The organism is Rhizobium sp. BK098, from assembly GCF_014193155.1.
Lineage (GTDB): Bacteria > Pseudomonadota > Alphaproteobacteria > Rhizobiales > Rhizobiaceae > Rhizobium.
Genome location: NZ_JACHYY010000004.1, coordinates 301,346 through 318,937 on the forward strand (window position 1 = coordinate 301,346; position 17,592 = coordinate 318,937).

At 59.9% G+C, this 17,592-nt stretch carries 13 protein-coding genes; 10 read left to right on the forward strand and 3 right to left on the reverse strand.

Going from position 1 to position 17,592, the window contains the following annotated elements:
* Nucleotides 1-36 precede the first annotated feature (36 nt).
* On the reverse strand, nt 37-1,371 hold the full coding sequence (locus FHT73_RS13380) for a DUF882 domain-containing protein (RefSeq protein WP_183712203.1): 1,335 nt from the start codon (nt 1,369-1,371) through the stop codon (nt 37-39).
* Between the two features lie 436 nt (nt 1,372-1,807).
* Here FHT73_RS13380 and FHT73_RS13385 point away from each other — a divergent pair, with 436 nt between their 5' ends.
* From FHT73_RS13385 to FHT73_RS13430, 10 genes are all read left to right on the forward strand, one after another.
* Nucleotides 1,808-4,378 (forward strand): LuxR C-terminal-related transcriptional regulator, encoded by a 2,571-nt coding sequence (locus FHT73_RS13385; RefSeq protein WP_246712113.1) that lies wholly within the window; start codon nt 1,808-1,810, stop codon nt 4,376-4,378.
* 98 nt (nt 4,379-4,476) lie between these two features.
* Entirely contained in the window at nt 4,477-6,171 is a 1,695-nt protein-coding gene (locus tag FHT73_RS13390; RefSeq protein WP_112603189.1) for a hydantoinase B/oxoprolinase family protein, read from the forward strand.
* The gene (locus tag FHT73_RS13395; protein ID WP_183712207.1) at nt 6,168-8,231 is read left to right on the forward strand and encodes a hydantoinase/oxoprolinase family protein; all 2,064 of its coding nucleotides are present in this window, start codon (nt 6,168-6,170) and stop codon (nt 8,229-8,231) included. Before FHT73_RS13390 ends, FHT73_RS13395 begins: the two co-directional genes overlap by 4 nt.
* A gap of 1 nt (nt 8,232) precedes the next feature.
* A complete protein-coding gene (locus tag FHT73_RS13400) occupies nt 8,233-9,330 on the forward strand; it encodes an ABC transporter ATP-binding protein (RefSeq protein WP_112603194.1) in 1,098 nt (365 codons plus the stop codon).
* Nucleotides 9,331-9,378: 48 nt separating this feature from the next.
* The gene (locus FHT73_RS13405) at nt 9,379-10,551 is read left to right on the forward strand and encodes a substrate-binding domain-containing protein (RefSeq protein WP_183712209.1); all 1,173 of its coding nucleotides are present in this window, start codon (nt 9,379-9,381) and stop codon (nt 10,549-10,551) included.
* A 92-nt stretch (nt 10,552-10,643) separates the two neighbouring features.
* Nucleotides 10,644-11,498 (forward strand): ABC transporter permease, encoded by an 855-nt coding sequence (locus FHT73_RS13410; protein WP_183712211.1) that lies wholly within the window; start codon nt 10,644-10,646, stop codon nt 11,496-11,498.
* The gene (locus tag FHT73_RS13415; RefSeq protein WP_112603200.1) at nt 11,495-12,295 is read left to right on the forward strand and encodes an ABC transporter permease subunit; all 801 of its coding nucleotides are present in this window, start codon (nt 11,495-11,497) and stop codon (nt 12,293-12,295) included. Before FHT73_RS13410 ends, FHT73_RS13415 begins: the two co-directional genes overlap by 4 nt.
* A gap of 73 nt (nt 12,296-12,368) precedes the next feature.
* On the forward strand, nt 12,369-12,578 hold the full coding sequence (locus FHT73_RS13420) for a hypothetical protein (protein ID WP_112603202.1): 210 nt from the start codon (nt 12,369-12,371) through the stop codon (nt 12,576-12,578).
* Nucleotides 12,579-12,899: 321 nt separating this feature from the next.
* A complete protein-coding gene (locus FHT73_RS13425) occupies nt 12,900-13,322 on the forward strand; it encodes a TadE/TadG family type IV pilus assembly protein (RefSeq protein ID WP_112603204.1) in 423 nt (140 codons plus the stop codon).
* Complete coding sequence (locus FHT73_RS13430; RefSeq protein WP_183712213.1) at nt 13,322-15,058, forward strand: pilus assembly protein TadG-related protein; 1,737 nt, start codon at nt 13,322-13,324, stop codon at nt 15,056-15,058. The genes FHT73_RS13425 and FHT73_RS13430 overlap by 1 nt, the downstream gene beginning before the upstream one ends.
* Nucleotides 15,059-15,167: 109 nt before the next feature.
* On the opposite strand, the gene FHT73_RS13435 is transcribed toward FHT73_RS13430, so the two are convergent.
* Nucleotides 15,168-16,358 (reverse strand): aromatic amino acid transaminase, encoded by a 1,191-nt coding sequence (locus tag FHT73_RS13435; RefSeq protein ID WP_183712215.1) that lies wholly within the window; start codon nt 16,356-16,358, stop codon nt 15,168-15,170.
* A gap of 16 nt (nt 16,359-16,374) precedes the next feature.
* Nucleotides 16,375-17,592 carry a 2-oxo acid dehydrogenase subunit E2 gene (locus FHT73_RS13440; protein WP_183712217.1) on the reverse strand — a complete coding sequence of 406 codons (1,218 nt, stop codon included), beginning with the start codon at nt 17,590-17,592 and terminating at the stop codon, nt 16,375-16,377.

Consider the following 17,592-nt stretch of genomic DNA (forward strand, 5'->3'; position numbering starts at 1 on the left):
GGGGCGCATCGTATTACTGGATCGTGCAAGTTCGCCTCAGCCTTCGAAGCCGAACCGCTCGACGTCGAAATCGTCGCCATCATAGCTGATGGCTCCGGCTTGGGCCTCCGCCATGTCGTCGTGCATCGGAATGGGCGCGCTGACGAGGCCTGGCAGCGTCATGTCGACGGCCATGCCTGGCGGACGCAAAGCCCAGGCGACGATCGCCCCCGTCGACATGTCTCCAACACCGGCTGAGACATCTTGCGCGGCCGCCGAGGGAAGGGCAGCGATCGGCTGCATCTTTGCCATGGCGCTCTCGGTCGTATTCTCCACATTGTCAGACACGACGAGCTTTCCAGCGTTGCTGCGTCCCACGACCAGGCTGGCGAGCACGGCAGTGGGAGCCGGTCTTTCCGGCGCGGTCGTGGGGATGACGACGGTGCTGCTGGTCGGCCGCCACGCCGGCAGCGGAACGGCATAGGCCGCGAGGTCGGCAAGGGGTTGGGTCTTGCTTTCCTCAGCCACCCGCTTGCCAAGCTGAGCTTCCAGCCCATCCATGGCCCGGCTTCTGGGGGTGGGCAACATGCTGGTCAAAAGGCTGCGGTCGGGTTCGACGTTGCGAGACGCTGTGAATGATCCGGCATCGTCGCTATCGTCATCAACGGCCGTGATTTTGCTCGCCATCGGGGAAGGGCGCTTTTTGGATTGTGCGACCGCTACGTCGTAACCCGGCAGTGGCCTGCCATCTGCCGGCACGTGAAGCGTCTGTCCATTGGGGAAAAGCCGCGCAAGCTCCTGGCGCGACATTCTCGGCCATGCGCGCACTCCGCCAACATCCAGATGCACGAAGGGCGAGCCGGAATTGGGATAGAAGCCCACGCCGCCGATCTGCATCTGCATGGCGATTGCGCGCAAGCTCGCGAGCTTTACGCCGGGAATGTAAAAATCCATTGCCTTGCCGAGCGTGTGCTGGCTGTGCTTGGCAACGCCGGAGCTGCGCGAGCGGTTGCGCAGCATGCTGTTGGTCGACGGAGAGCGGTAGGCCGAAACCACGTGAATGGCCTCTTTGGCGCCGCTGCGGCGGTAAACCTCCCAGACGAGATCGAGCAATTCCGGATCGATCCTGGTCGGCTCGTTCTTTCGCCAGTCGCGCAAGAAGCGGTTGATTTGAGCAAGGCCGCGCGGGTCATATTTGCCGTTACGCTTGAAGACGATGGTCGACCTTTCCCCCGTATGCGTGAAGAAGAGCTTGAGTGCCCTGTCCTCGGCCGCCGCCGAACCGGCAAAGGCGCCGAGCATCAGCATCGCGATCAGCGCCACCCGGAAAGCGATGAACGAGAAAGTCGTGGCGAAAAATGCCGCCGGAATGGAAAAGATCACGTGATGCACGGATACGACTTTCGCCCTTGCTAAGAGAAACAGAAATCAGAGGCGCCGCGCCTGCGGCATCGCTATACCCTCCAATTATGGTCAACAAATCCCTAACGGACCGTTTAAAGGCAGAAACGGAAAAATTTCATTGGTCCGAGCATATTCATGGGCAGTTGGGGTCGTTTTCTCCCTTGGCATGCCTTATTTCTGAAAGCTTCAACTTTGCCGTTGCAATTTTGTCAGCGATCAACCCTTGCCTGTAAGGCGGTTTCTTCCAAAAGATAGGTAAAACCGGCTTTGCAAACGTTTTCGCGTGGGTTGCAAACTGTCTGCCAAGACATCATCATCCCGCCCCATGAGTGGACAGAATCGATTTGCTCCCCCGTCGAGCGGGCAGCAAACAATCAAACGTAGCGACCTATTGCGGCAGCTCCGGCGCGCCGGGCTGCGCCGTTTGACGACCATTGTCGCACCTGCCGGCTACGGCAAGACCTCGCTTGCCGTCCAATGGTACGAGCTGCTGAAGGCGGATGGGGTCAAGCTCTGCTGGGTGTCGCTCGATTCCGAACACACCAATCAGGAAGCCTTTCTGCTTGCATTGATCGATGCCTTGCAGACGCTGCTTCATGAAGATGGTGCCGACGCCGGCAACCTTCCGGCTGCAGCATTGCTTTCGGTGCTGGCGACCCGCCTGCGCAAGATCGAAGGACCGCTCGTCGTCTTTCTCGACGATTATCATTTCGCGCAGACGGATGCGACCGAGGCGCTGATGGCGAAGATCCTCGCCGACCTCTCGCTCGAACATGTCAAGCTGGTGCTGGTCAGCCGCAGCCCACCACGCTTTCCGCTCTCGGCCTTGCGGCTGCGTGGTGAGTTCAAGCAGTTCGGCGTTGCCGAGCTTGGCTTCAGCGATGCCGAAGCTGGAGAGCTTTTTGCCGGGAAGGGCACTCATCTGACGGAGGAGCAGATCGGTTCTTTCAATCGCCGGACCGAAGGCTGGGCGGTCGCACTGCAGATGGTGAGCCTGCTCGTATCGGAATCGGATGAAAGCGACAGCATCCTTGCCTCTTTCGATGGCGGCGATACGGATATGGGCTCTTATCTATCGGAGCAGGTGTTCGAGCATCTACCCGAGGATATACGCCAGTTTCTCATCGACACGGCCGCCCTTCCTGCTTTCAATCATTCTCTGCTCGAAGCGGTGCTGGACAGCAGAGAGCGTGCCGACCTCTGCGAAAGCCTGGCCGAATACGCGCTTCCGGTGACCTTGCTTGCCGGCCCCGGCAACTGGATGCGGTTTCACCCCGTCTTCAACGAGTTCCTCAAGAAAACCGCCAGTCGCAGAGGTGTAGATGCCAATCGCGCTCTTAATCGTGCGGCACACTGGTTCGAAGCACGGGGCGACATAGACCGAGCGGTTCATCATGCGCTTTCCGCAGGCGATGCCAATCTTGCGGCGCGCATTGTCGAAACCGCCGGCGGATGGCGGCGCGTCTATGCCACCACCCGCGGCGGCGCAACATTGTTTCAGGCCTTGAGCGGACATGCCTCGGAAATCGATCTGGCCCGTTTTCCACTTGCGACCCTCGGCCTTTCGATCTTCAACGCCAAGGCGGCGCAGCTTGCGGCGGCCAATCATTATCTCGCCATCGCCGATCGGGTGGCCGTCGGCGATCCGATCCTGGCAAAGGATGTGCGGGTGGTACGCATCCTCCTGGCGCTTTATACCGACCATTGGGCGAGTGCGGCCGACCTTTCCGCTCTTGAGAACGATCTGCGGCAGCCGGATGGAATGGAGCTCATTCATCGGGCGCTTGCGCTCAACATGCTCTCCTACAATTTTCTGATCCGCAGCGAGCTTGACCGGGCTCTGCATTACGGGCATCTGGCCATTCGCGCCTTTCGCGACGGCGGCGCCGATTTCGGCGCGATGCATCTCTATACCCATATCGGCCAGGCCTTCTTTCTATCCGGCGATTGTGCGAGCGCTCTGTCGGCCTATGAGGAACTGATCTGCGAAGCCCAGACCAATATTGGTCCAGGCAGCGATCTCGATGCCGTCGGCCAGGTATTGAAGGCCGAGGTTCTGTCGATGCGCGGTGAGGCGGAAACCGCGGCGGAGATGCTTGAATGGGCGCTGCCGCATCTCGAGCTTCACGATACCTGGTTCGATCTTCTGGCTGCCGGCTTCATGGCCGAACAGCGGGTCCTGCGCATGCGTGGGGATCTGCTCGCCGCGCATGCAGCCATGGACCGCATCCGCGCTACTGCGAGACGCCGTAGTTTCGAACGGCTCACGCGGCTGATCGATGGGGAGCGCGCCATGCTGCTCATGGCCTCCGGCGATCTCGATCATGCAATCCGCCATGCCGAGGCCAATGGTTTTGGCATGCAGGCAGTCGCTTCGGATCGCGCCAATGCGCTGGCCATTCATTTGCGCGGAGCCACGCCGGCTATCTTCTGGACCCGCACCCATCTGGCCCTTGGCGACAAGGTCAAGGCGCGCGAGATCTTCGATCAATTCATGATGCGCCAGACGCAGCGCCCGCATGTTCCGCGTGCGATCGAGCTTGCGCTCATCGAAATCGAAGTTCTCCTGGCGGAGGGTCAAAGCGAACCTGCCGCCGCCCGCCTATCCGATCTCGTATTGACGACGCCGCTTGCCGATTATCGCAGCCTGCTTCGTTTTGGCCACCCGGCAGCGCTTTCAGAGCTTCGTGCGCTTGTCAAACATCCGACCGTCGCAGCGATTACCCGCCAGCGCCTTCAATCGCTATTTACGGATGCGGACTTATCGGAAGAGCCGGCCGTCGGCAGTGAAGATGGTTCTGTTTTCACAGGCCGGGAGCGCACGGTGCTGGAATTGCTGAGCTCGGGGCTTTCCAACAAGGAAATCGGCCGGATGCTCGCCTTGTCCGACAATACGATCAAGTTTCATCTGCGCAATATCTTTGCGAAGCTCAACGTCTCGACTCGGACCGCGGCCGTGACGGCGGCACGTCAAAAAGGCGTGCTTGATCGATAACCTACCCGTTCGGGTGGGTTTTGGCACCTCCGCCCACCCATCGGAGAGGCTATCGATAGACGAAAAAACACCTAATCTGCACTCGTGCGAATATAGTGATGAGAGGTAGATTCGTGATCGTCGTCGATCCGGTGACACAGGAGATTATCGAGGGCAAGCTGGCAGCCACCGTCGACGAGATGGGCGTGGTCATGGCCAGAACCTCGATGAGCCCTGTGATCTACGAGGTGCTTGATTTTGCCTGTGGTCTTCTCACCCGTGACGGTGAGCTGGTGGCGCAGATGAACGGCATCACCCTCTTTACCGGCACGTTCGGCACGCAGGTCAAATCGCTGATCGCACTTTACGGCGATGATCTCCAGGATGGCGATATTCTGCTTACGAACGATCCTTATTCCGGCGGCACGCATGCCTGCGATTTTGCCATCGTCAAGCCGATCTTCTTCGATGGCCGGATTCTGGCCTATGCCATAAATGTTGCGCACTATCTCGATGTCGGTGGCTCGGTTCCGGGCTCGCTAGCGCCCAATGCGACCTCCGTCTTCCAAGAGGGGTTGAGGTTGCCGGGCGTGAAAGTCATGCGTAGCGATCGCTTTTCGGGCGAGGTCCTGCGCATCATCCGCGAGAATGTCCGTCTGCCCGAAGTCGCGATAGGCGATCTCACGGCGCAGGTTGCGACCGTCCGCGTTGCCGCCAGACGCATGGCCGAGCTTGCGCGCAAATATGGCACCGATGTCGTCGAAGCCGCGTTCGATCACCTTCTGTCGGTGAGCGAGAAGCAGGCGCGCGCCGCCATTGCGACATTGCCGGACGGGACCTATGAGGCGGAAGATATCATCGACGGCGATGGCGTCACCACCGATCCTATTTCGGTCAAGGTTGCCGTCACGATTTCCGGCGATCGCTTGACGGCGGATTTCACCGGTTGCCCGCCCGCGGTCGCGGGCCCGATCAATTGCGCGGCCGGTGCGCTGCAATCGGCGGTGCGTACCATTTTCAAGGCGCTGGTCGCGCCGCAAGCGCCCTCCAATGAGGGCTGGTTCCGGCCGCTCTCCGTTATTGCGCCGACAGGTTCGGTTTTCACTGCCGAGAAGCCTTCTCCGACGGGCTGGTATTACGAGGGCTCGGTGCATGCTTCAGAACTCGTCTGGAAGGCTCTTGCCAAGCTGATGCCCGAGCGGTTCTCCGCCGGTTCCTATACGAGCCTCTGCGTCGTCTATGTTTCCGGCAAGGACGAGGCGGGGCAGCCGTTCATCCATATCGAGCCGCAGCATGGCGGCTGGGGAGCGAGCAGGGACGGCGACGGCGCCAATGCGCTGATCGCGCTCACCGACGGCGATACCTACAATTACTCCGTCGAGGTCATCGAAGCGCGCTTTCCCTTGCTGGTGCGTCGCTATGGGCTCAACGTCGAAGGTGGATCAGGGGCCGGGCGCCGTCGCGGCGGTTTCGGCGTCATTCGCGATTATGAAATCCTCGGAGACGGCGCTTCCGCCTATTGCAGCTTTGGGCGAACCGACACGCCTCCCTGGGGAATAGAAGGCGGCAAGTCCGGCAGCATCAATCTTCTGCAGGTGGAGGAGAACAGCGGGAAAGTCCACAATTTCGGCCGCGAGCCGCATATCGAGCTGAAGCGCGGCGATCTCGTGCGGATCATCACCGGCGGCGGCGGTGGTTGGGGCGATCCGCGTGCTCGCGAACGGGAGCAGGTCCGCCGCGATGTCGAGGACGGCTATATCACCAGCGAGATGGCGCGCAGCCTGTATGGATATGAAGAGGGCATGGCGTCATGATCAGACTGGCGACGGATGTAGGCGGTACCTTTACCGACCTCGTCGGTTATGATGAACGCACGGGCGAAATCTTCACCGCCAAGAGCCTGACGACCCTTCACGATCAGTCCGAAGGCGTCCTTGAGGCGATTGCACTTGCCGAGAAGAAGGATGGGCTTTCGGCGCGCGATGTGATCTTTTTCGCCCATGGCGGAACGACCGTCATCAATGCGATCACGGAACGCAAGGGCGTGAAGACGGCGCTGGTGACGACCGCGGGATTTCGTGATGTGCTGGAAATCGGCCGCGGCAATCGTCCCGATCTCTACAATCTACAGTTTAAGAGCCCGGAAGCCTTCGTGCCGCGCAGCCTGCGCTTCGAGGTGCGCGAGCGTATAGATGCCAAGGGGCGGGTGCTGACACCCATCGAGCTTGGGGATATCGAGCCGATCGTTCGCGAATGCCGCGCTCGCAATGTGGAGGCAGTTGCCGTCGTTTTCCTCCATAGCTATGCCAATCCCGAACATGAGATCGCCTGCGTCAAGGCGATCGCCGAGGCGCTGCCGGATGTCACGGTTTGCGGCAGCCACGAGGTTTCCCGCCAATGGCGGGAATATGAGCGTTCCAATACGGCCGTGCTTAACGCCTATGTGCAGCCGATCATCAAGCGCTATTTTGCGCGGCTCGAAAGCGCGTTGACTGAGCGCGATCTCACCTGCCCCTACTATGCCATGCAGTCGAACGGCGGCATCTCCACCTTCGATCAGGCGCAGATGAGCCCGCTGACGCTGGTGGAATCCGGCCCGGCCGGCGGTGTGGCGGGTGCTGCGCGCATCGGCACGGTGCTTGGCGAATCCGAAGTCCTGTCGCTCGATGTCGGTGGCACGACGGCAAAATGCTCGCTGATCCATGACAGCCGCCCGACGCTCGACAGCGAATACAAGCTCGAACATACCCGCATCGCGCCCGGTTATCCGGTTCAGGTGCCGGTGGTCGATATCGTCGAAATCGGCGCCGGCGGCGGCTCGATCGCCCGCATCGACGAGCGTGGCGCGCTCTGTGTCGGCCCGCAAAGTGCTGGATCGACACCGGGGCCGGCCTGCTATGGCCGGGGCGGCGAGAAGCCTACGCTTTCCGATGCCCTGCTGACGCTCGGCATTTTCGATCCGGCAAGCTTCGCCGGCGGCCAGATGCAGCTCGACAAGTCCAAGGCAGCCGCGGCAATTGCGACGGTTGCTAAGCCGATGGGGTTATCGGTCGAGGATGCGGCGCTCGCAATCGTCGAAATCGCGCATGCGTCGATGATCAATGCGCTGAAGCTGGTGACGGTCCAGCGTGGGCATGATCCGCGCGATGCCGCTTTCGTCATTTCCGGGGGCGCGGGACCTGCGCTTGCTGCGCGTCTCGGGCGCGATCTTGGCGTGAAGATGACTGTCGTGCCGCCGCATCCCGGCATCTTTTCGGCCTGGGGAATGCTGGCGGCCGAACCGCGCGCCGATTTCCGCAGCACGTGGTTCGCTCCCCTTAGTCCGGAAGCCGTCAGCAATCTCAAGCGCCGGTTTGACGAATTGAAGCGTGAGGCGGTCAAATATTTCTCCAAAGGTGATGCGGCGGAAGTACGTTATGTCTGCCGCGTCGAAGCCCGCTATCGCGGGCAAGAGCACGGCGTCTTCGCTTTCTTCGTAATGGAGGATGATGCCGAAAGCTTTGCGGAACGCTTTCATGCCGCGCATGAGCGTGCATACACCTTCTGTCTGCCCGCTTCGCCGGTCGAGATAACGATGATCCATCTCGAAGCGGTGCTCCACGGCCCGGTCATCGCCATCCCGAAACTCGATCGTGTCGGCCGATCGCTGGATGCAGCCTTCAAGGGGCACCGCGAAGTCTATTTCGGCGGCACGACCGGTTGGCTGTCCTGCCCCGTCTACGAGCGCACACGACTGCCGTCTTCCGAGAGGATTGCCGGCCCTCTCATCATCGAAGAGGCAACCGCGACGTCGCTGGTTGTTGTCGGACAGGAACTGGAAGTGAGCGAGGAGGGCTTGCTGCTCATCCGCGAAAGCGATGGGGGAAGCGTCTGATATGGCGATAGCGATCGGTCTCGACCATATCGTCAGAAATTACGGGCCGACGCGTGCCGTCGACGACGTGACGCTCGACATCCGAGCCGGGGAGTTCTTTACATTGCTCGGCTCGTCCGGTTGCGGCAAAAGCTCTTTGCTGAAGTTGATCGGCGGCTTCGACAGGCCGACCTCGGGACGTGTGCTTTTCGACGGAAAGGACATGGCTGATGTTCCTGCCAATCTCCGGCCGGTCAATACCGTTTTCCAGTCGCTCGGGCTCTTCCCGCATATGAATGTCGCTCAGAACGTCGGCTACGGCCTGAAGTTGCGCGGGTTGTCCGGTGCTGCCTTGAAAACGAAGGTCGATGGCGCGTTGGACCTGATCGAACTTTCGGGTTTTGCAGATCGCGACGTCAATCTTCTCTCAGGTGGCCAGCGCCAGCGCGTCGCGCTGGCGCGCGCTCTCGTCATGGAACCGGGTATCTTGCTGCTTGACGAACCTCTGACCGGGCTGGACGAACGGCTGCGCCAGCAAATGCGTGATGAGTTCGGACGGCTTCATAAACGGACCGGCGCGACCTTCATTCTCGTCACCCACAATCAGGACGAGGCACTCAGTCTTTCGGATCGCATGGCGGTCATGCACAAGGGGCGGATCGAGCAGACCGACGTGCCGTCGCGCTTCTTCGAGGCGCCGGCCAATGCCTTCGTTGCCCGTTTCGTCGGTATCGATACGCTCCTCAAGCCCGAAAGCATCTCGATTTCAGGCAGCACGGCTCTCGTTACGATTGCCGGACAGCGCATCAGTGCCAGCTTCTCCGGAGCGGTGCCCCCAGCCGATGCGCTCGTCGCAATCCGCCCGGACCGGGTTGAACTTATCTCAGCTGGCGAGGAAGTGGCCGAAATAATTGAACTTAAGGTTGTCGAAAGCATCTATCGCGGACTCAGCCATGACGTTACGCTCGCTTTCGCCGACGGCCAGCGTGTGGTTTTAACGACCAGCGCGGACGCAATTCCGCCCTCTCCGGGGGAAAGCGTGCGCGTTTGTTTGAAGCCGGGTGCTGCGCTCCTGATCGATCATTCCGGAAGAACGGCCTTGGCTGGAGGCGATGAGTAGAACCCGAATAGCTGAACTAAGCAAAAAATGAGGGAAGGGAATGACACGATGAATAAAAGCAATGATTTCGCCTCCTCCGCCTTGATGAGCAATATGCAGCGCCGTGACATGCTCAAACTGATGGGGGCCGGCGCGGCTGCGCTCTCCTTTGGTGGATTGGCCACAACACCGGCCATGGCCGATGACGCAACGGTAGCATTCTGGGGCACCGCCACGCTTGATATCGGCGACAAGTGGCAGGAATTTACCCGGCAGAGCGGCGTTTCGCCGGAGTTTACCGACAACGGCAATGATGTCGGCCCGGTGGTCGCACGCCTTGCCGCCGGCAATGCCAACGATCTCTTTGATGTCGGCGGCTTCCAGGGTGGCGCCGAACGGGAACTTGCCAAGCAGGGCCTGATTGCTCCTTGGGACGTCTCCAAGATCCCGAATTTCGCGGGCATCTGGCAATGGGCGAAGGATATTCCGACCCTGACCTATGAGGGCAAACAGTACGGCATCCCGACGGTCGTCAACGCCGACTCCATCATCTATCGCCCCGACAAGCTCGGCAAGGTCGATAGCTATGGCGTCATCTTCGATCCGAAGCTCAAGAGCCGGGTCGCGATGGAAGACGCGTGGATCAACAGCGCCATCTTTACGGCCATCTACCTCAAGGAAGCCGAAAACAAGCCGATCAAGGAGCCGGGCAACCTGACGGAATCCGAGCTTGGCCTCGTCATGGAGTTCCTGATCAAGCACAAGAAGGATGGCCAGTTCCGTACCTTCTGGAACGGCTGGGAACAGGGCGTGCAGTTGGTGGCGAACGAGGAAGTCGACGCCATGACCGGCTGGGAGCCGATCGTCTATGAAGGCCGTAAGCGCGGACTTCAGGTGGAGTATGCAGCTCCCGTCGAAGGCTATGAAGGCTGGGGCAACAATACGGTGCTGCTCAAGGGTGCCACGGAACGCGGCAAGGCCGACGTTGCGCACAAGTTTGTCGATGGCTTGCTTGCCGGTCTCTATGGCTGCGAACTCGGCAAGGCGCGTGGCTACCTAGTGCCGACCGACAACAACGTCGCCTACGCCAAGGCCCATCCGGATGAATACAAGGCCGATGACGTCGCCAAGCTTGCCGACCATGTGAAGGCCAAGTTCTCCGGAAAGGTCTACTGGCAGAATTGCCGGCCGGACAATTTCCAACTTTACGAAGAGTGGTGGCAGAAGCTGCGCAACGCCTGATTTAACACGATGGATCGGGGCTGGCACATCTGTCGAGGGACAGGCCGGCCCCGAGCCGATGGGATCAACGCCGAGAGAAGGAGGATTAGACCATGAAGACATCCGTTCTATTGCTGACCGCTCCGCTCGCGGCGATTATCGCGCTTGGCCTTGCGCCACTCGTTCTTGTCGTGGTCTGGAGCTTCTGTGCCTGGGATTCCGCCACCTACTGGATCAAGCCGGAGTTCAGCCTCGCCGCCTATGGCGCCATTCTGGAAGCCGGGCGCTGGAGCGTGTTCCTGTCCACGCTCGGCAAGGCGTTCCTGACGTCAGCTATTTGCCTCGTCATTGCCTATCCCACCGCCTACGCGATGTATTTTTTGGCCGGGCGTACCCTGTCTGTCGTGCTTGCGGCCCTGCTTACGATCCCGTTTTTCACGTCCTATCTCATTCGTTCCTTCTCCTGGCGGCTGCTGCTCGGTCGCACCGGTGTCATCAACACGCTTCTGCAGCAGGTCGGCATCACTGACGAGCCGCTCGACTGGCTGCTGTTCAGCGATTTTGCGGTCATCGTCGGGCTTGTCGCCTCCTACCTGCCGTTCGCAACCTTCCCCATCCTGCTCTCGATGCGCCGTGTCGATCCGATCGCACTGGCGGCATCGCGCGATCTCGGTGCCGATTTCTGGACGATGGTCCGTACCGTGCTGCTGCCGCTGACCTATTCCGGCGTCTTCGCCGGCTTCCTCTTCGTCTTCGTCATGGTTGCCGGCTCCTCGACGGAGGTGCAGATGCTCGGCGGTGCCGGCGCATCGATCGTCTCGGTGATGATCAACGACGTCATGCGCGTCGCCAATTTTCCGCTCGCCTTTGCGATTTCGACGCTGATGCTCGTCATCGTCTTTGGACTGGTGCTGATCGGGGATGCCCTGTTCGGCCTCTCCTCGCTATTCGAGGAGCGAGGCCAATGATCGTCAGGGAAGGAATGGCCCCGCGCATTGTCATCTGGGCGCTGACCATCTTCGGCCTCATCGTGATCTATGCGCCGCCGCTTTATTTGCTCGGTGTCTCGTTTAACCCGGCGCTGCAGCCGGGACTGCCGCATTTCTCCGACATCACCCTGAAATGGTACCTCGCACTCGGCTCGGAAAGCGCGCTCGTCGCCGCGCTCGGCCAGTCGATCGTCATTGCGTTTGCGACGGCTGCCATTGCGACGCTGCTGTCGCTCGGCGCGGTGCTGGCGCACCGTGAGCTTCATCGCGGGCGCAGCCTGTGGTTTTTGACTGTGCTGCTGCCGATGTTCGTCCCAGGCGTTATCCAGGGGCTGGCGCTTTCGACCGTGATCAGCCGCGCCGGCGTGAAGGCATCGGCTTTGACTGTCATTGCCGGCCATCTGCTATGGGCGATGCCTTTCGCCTTCATCGTCATCCTGACGAGCTTTGCCGCGGTCAGGAGGTCCTATTTGATGGCGGCTGATGATCTCGGCGCCGGTCGCTTCCGGCAATTCTGGGATATTATTCTGCCGCTGATCCGGCCCGGTCTCGTCAGTGCCTTCATCTTTTCGTTCCTGCTGTCGCTCAACGAGTTCACGCGCGCGTTCTATCTGGCCGGCCGTCAGAACACGTTGCCGGTCGTGCTCTTCGGCAAGATGAATTCCGGCGCTTCTCCGACGATCTATGCGATGTCGGGCGCAATCTTTCTTGTTTCCAGCGTTTGCGTGGTGGCTGTGGCACTGCGTTCGCTGCTTATGCAACGCCGAATGGGGTGATCAATATGCAAATAGGACTGACCAATCGCAAATTCCGCCCGCCCTTAGACCTCCACCAATGGGAGTACAGAGGATGAAACACGAGTCAAAGCTGATGGCACTGATCCGCGCGGGAAAGAGGCAGGAGGCGCTCGATATGGTCGAGCGGCTAAAGGCGGGAGCACAATCGCTGCCGACCTCCATCAAGGTGGATCGGACGGGCGCCGTCACTTATTACAAGGGAAACTGCCGTTTCGTGAGAAACGTCCAGGGCGGCTGGGATCTGGTGCCGAAGAAAAAGTAGATGTCTGCTGTTGATCCGGGCATCGAAGAGGCTGGTGCCGTCGAACGTGCGGTGCGGGCAGGAAGCAACGTTGGGAAGGGAGCATCGCGCTTCACCCCCATCGTGGGACGCCGTGGAAATTCGATTTGGCGGATGGGCAATACTTGACGTTTGTCGTCGCGAACATTTGCCCATGCACGGTAATTAGGTCGAATATTCAATATCGTTTAAGATGTAATAATATTAGAAGATATCTTATTTAGAAATATAAAATTAACGTCCGAAGCCTAAGCTCTCCTCGACCGTCATCGCAAGACGATGGTCATCAAAGGAGACAGGACCATGTATCGTGTTTCTCATTTCAACAGGGAGAAAGAGGGAGCCGCAGCGGTCGAATTCGCACTCATCGCACCGCTTTTTTTCCTTCTGCTTCTGACGCTGATTGCCTTTGCCATCTATCTCACTGCCGCTCATTCGCTGCAGCAATTGACCGCCGACGCCGCCCGCACGGCAATCGCCGGGCTATCGGCAAACGAGCGAAGCCAGCTGGTTCAGAGCTTCGTCACCAATTCGACCATCAACGATGCTTTCATCGACAAGACCAAGTTGACGGTGACCGTCGCCACAGATCCGACCAATGCCAACCAGTTTACGGTCAGCGCCAGCTATGACGCGTCGGATCTTCCGATCTGGAACCTCTATACCTTCGCGATGCCGGATTCCACCATCCGCCGCTATTCGACCATTCGCTTGGGAGGTCTGTAATGAAACAGCTTCTCGGCCGGTTCGCGTCGCTTAAAGACAAGCGAGGAAACGTCGCGATCACGACCGCGCTCGTCTCGCCTTTGATCCTCTATTGCCTTGGTCTCGGCGTCGACTATGGCATGATGACGCTGCAGCAGCGACGCCTGCAGCAGTTGAGCGACATTGGTGCGATATCGGCCGCTTCCAATATTACAAATGCGCAGACTGCACTTTTGAACAATCTCCAAAGCAACGGCACCACCGCGGCTGTTGCCGCCGGCGCCAACTATATGACAAGCAACGGGCTCGTCAGTGCGGCCGCGGCTACCTCCGGCCAATATGAGACAGTCGCCAATTTCGTGCTCGGTACCTATACGGCGGACACATCGGTCCCGCTGGCAAACCGCTTCTCGTCGACGGGAGCCGCGCCATATGATTCCGTCAAGGTGACACTCACCCAAAAGGCGGTGATGCCTTTCGCTTCCGCCTTTGCTACGCCGCCGACCTTGAGCGCGACGGGCACCGCGTCCAGCGAGCGTCTGGCCGCCTTTTCAGTTGGATCGCGGCTTGCGAGCCTCAATGGCGGTATTCTGAACCAGCTGCTTGGCGCTCTGCTCGGAACTCAGGTCTCCCTGAAGGTTGTCGACTATCAGTCGCTCATCAGTGCGAATGTCAATCTTCTGAGCTTTCTCAATCTGCTGGCAACCGACCTCAAGCTTACCGGCGTAAGCTATAACGAGCTTCTGGCAACCGACGTCACCTACGACAAGATTCTCGGCGCTCTCGGCAAATCGACGAATCTTTCGGCCGGAGTCGTCACCCTCATCAATAATCTGGGCAAAACGCTCGGTACCACGAAACTGACGGTAAAACTGCAGGATATCGTCAATCTCGGTCCGCTGGGGCGCAATATTGTCGGCACATCCCCCAATATGACTGCCAATATCAACGTGCTGGATCTCATTTCCACCACGGCAATGGCTGCCAACCAGCAAAGGCAGATCGCACTTGATCTCGGGGTGGCGCTCCCCGGGGTCGCCACGGCAAAGTTGACGCTGGCGATCGGTGAAATGTCCCAGCAGACGCCGGCCCTGGCCGTGGGTGCACCGGGCACGATCGTTCGCACGCCGCAGGTCCGTGCGGCCCTTGAAGTCGCCGTTACCGGCCTTTCGCTGATCGCCGGGCTGAAGCTCAGGGTTCCCCTTTATATCGAGCTTGCCCCTGCTGAAGCGAAGCTTGCTTCGATCACCTGTGTCGGCGGCTCCATGCCAAACGCCGTCGTTGGCATAGATGCCGTACCCGGTGTTGCCGAGGTGGATCTGGGCGACGTCAACACATCTGCCTTCGTAAATTTCGGTTCCGAACCGCGGGTCACGCCGGCTGCGATTATCGATTCCCTTCTTCTGAAAGTGATCGCGAGCGCGCAGGTCGATATCGCCAATATGAGCCCGACGCGACTGACCTTTCAGCCTCCGGAGATTTCGGCCGGCACGATCAAGACGGTTTCTACCAACAGCGTCCTGACGTCCACGGTCTCCTCGCTCCTGAAAAACGCCACCATCACCATCCAATTGCTCTTCCTGACGCTCGGAACGCCGAAGGACGTGCTCTCGGCCATTGCTGACACGCTGTCGGTCGTGACCGCGCCGCTCGATCAGGTTCTATACGGCACGCTCGGTCTCCTCGGCATCGGTATCGGCCAGGCTGATGTAAGCGTCACCGACGCGAGATGTACGCAGCCCGTGCTGGTGCAGTAATAGTGTCTTGAACCGCATTATGGAGCGGCTTGCTTCTCGCGAGGCCGGCGTGCAGGTCGGCCTCCTGCTGTCCGTCAAAGCCCATGGCGGCTGCTCGTTGTCGCAGCCTTCAAGTCAGATAGGGACCGATGCGCTCCGCTACGGATGCAATATCCCTGACCCGCATCCCGGCCACGTTGATCCGACCGGAATCCGGCATGTAGATGCCATGCTCGGAGCGAAGCTGCCGAACATTTTCCGGAGAGATCGGCAGCAGGGAGAACATGCCTTCCTGCGAACTGATATTGGCGAGCTCCGCGCGGAATTGGCCAAAAGCCTCGGCAGCAGCCTGGCGGATCTCGACGATGCGCGTACGCATTTCGCTGAGTTCATCGGCCCAGGCCCGGTGCAGTGAAGGGTCCTCAAGGGTTGCGGCGACGATGGCTGCTCCGTGCGCGGGCGGCATGGAATAGCTCGTGCGGGCATAGCTTGCGAGATTGCCTATAGCTTTGCTCAAGGATGCCTGCCGATCCCCGAAGAGATAGGCCGCGCCGGTGCGCTCCCTATAGAGCGAGAAGGATTTGGAGCAGGAGACGGCAACCATGGCCTCGGCGACTGTTTCGATGACATCAATCATGCCGGCTGCGTCTTCGACTCGGCCGCGGCCGAGGCCTTGATAGGCATTGTCGAAGAGCGGGATCAATCCCTTGGCAGCGATGATGTCGGCAATATCTCGCCAGTTTTGCCGCGACAACGCGGCGCCTGTCGGATTATGGCAGCTCGTTTGCAGCAGCACGGCATCGCCGGGAGCAGTGTTCCGCAGGGTTGTCAGCATCTCGTCAACGAGAACGGCCTGTTTTTCAATGTCGAAGAAGCGATAGGTTGCGATCTGAAGGCCGACGCAGGCAAAGATTGCCTGGTGATTGACCCAGGTGGGCGTGCCGATCCAGATTTTCCGTCGCTTGTCGAGAGCAAGCAGTTCCGCAGCCAGGCGCAGAGCGCCGGTGCCGCCCGGTGTCTGAATTCCCACGACCGGCTTGCCACCATGGCGCTCGCCGAAGACTTCGGACGCTAATGCTCTAAGGAAAACAGGATCGCCTTCCGGACCGATATAGGATTTGGATTGCTGCGTTTCCCAGAGATGATGCTCGGCTGCCTTGACAGCTTTCATGACCGGCGTTCGGCCGGTTTCATCGCGATAGACGCCAACGCCGAGGTCGATCTTTCCGGGCCTCGGGTCGGCCGCGAACTTGGCAATCAGTTCAAGCAGGGGATCGGGCTTCTGTTCCGTAAGACTGTCGAAAAATGCTGTCTTATTCATTGACCCATCCCTTTCCCTATTGCGGCCAATCCTGCAGAACCCGCACGAATTCCGACAACCACGCGTTCGTCTGGTGACCGTCCAGGGAGCGATGGTCAATCGTCAGGGACACATAGGCCATCGGGCGGATCTGGATCGTAGCGGCCCCATCGACCTCCCGAACGACGACACGCTTCTCCAGCTTGCCGATGCCGAGGATGGCGGATTGCGGTTGGTTGATGATGATGGGAGATGCGACCAGCGAGCCGGAAACGCCATGATTGGAGATCGTGAAGGTTCCGCCTTTCATATCGTCGGCCTTGAGCGCATTGGATCGCGCCCGGTCCGTCAGATCCAGGAGCCTTGCGGCGATCGCCTCAAGTTGGAGATTCTGCGCCTGCCGAATGATCGGCGCGACCAGGCCCTTGTCGCCCAATGCGATGCCGATCCCGATATTGATATCTTCGAAGATCTCGAGATTGTCATCATGCCATTGGCTGTTGACTTCGGGGACGAGTTTCATGGCCGCAACGGATGCCGCCACGAAATAGGCAGTATAGGATAGGTTCACGCCTTCGGCCTTCAGTCGGTCCTTGTGGCTTTCGCGATGACGCATGATCGCCGTGAAATCGGCCTCGAAGATTGCGGTGACCTGCGGCGCTGTCGCCAGGGATTGGGCCATATGCCTTGCGATCGAAAGCCGCATGGCGGAATGGGGAACGATGCGAGATTTGCCGTCAGCTGCGACTGCCGGCGGGGTCTGTGCAGCCTCAGCCCGCTGCGACACCGGCCCAGATGGATGCGGCTTGGCGATTTCCCGCGCATGATCCATATCGGCGCGTGTGACTCGCCCATCCCTGCCGCTGCCTTTCAGACTGGCCGGGTCGATCCCGTATTCCTCGGCGGCCTTGCGAACGGCGGGTGAATAATAAGCGGCGGCGGAGGCCGTGGCAAGTGAGGCCGGCTGTATCTGCAACGGAACCTCGGCCGCTTGCGCTGCAATACCGTTCGCGTTTTCGATGCTCATACGTCCGAGGATCGCCCCCGGCGTGGCGTCATCGCCATCCCCCATCGCAATTTCGCTCAGGATACCGTCGCATGGCGCCGCTATCTCCTGGGTGACCTTGTCGGTTTCCAGTTCGACAAGCGCATCGCCTTCCTTGACATGATCGCCGATCCGCTTCAGCCAGTTTCGCACAACCGCCTTCGTGCCCTCCTGTTCGATTGGAGCCGTGATCTCGATGATACCAGTCAT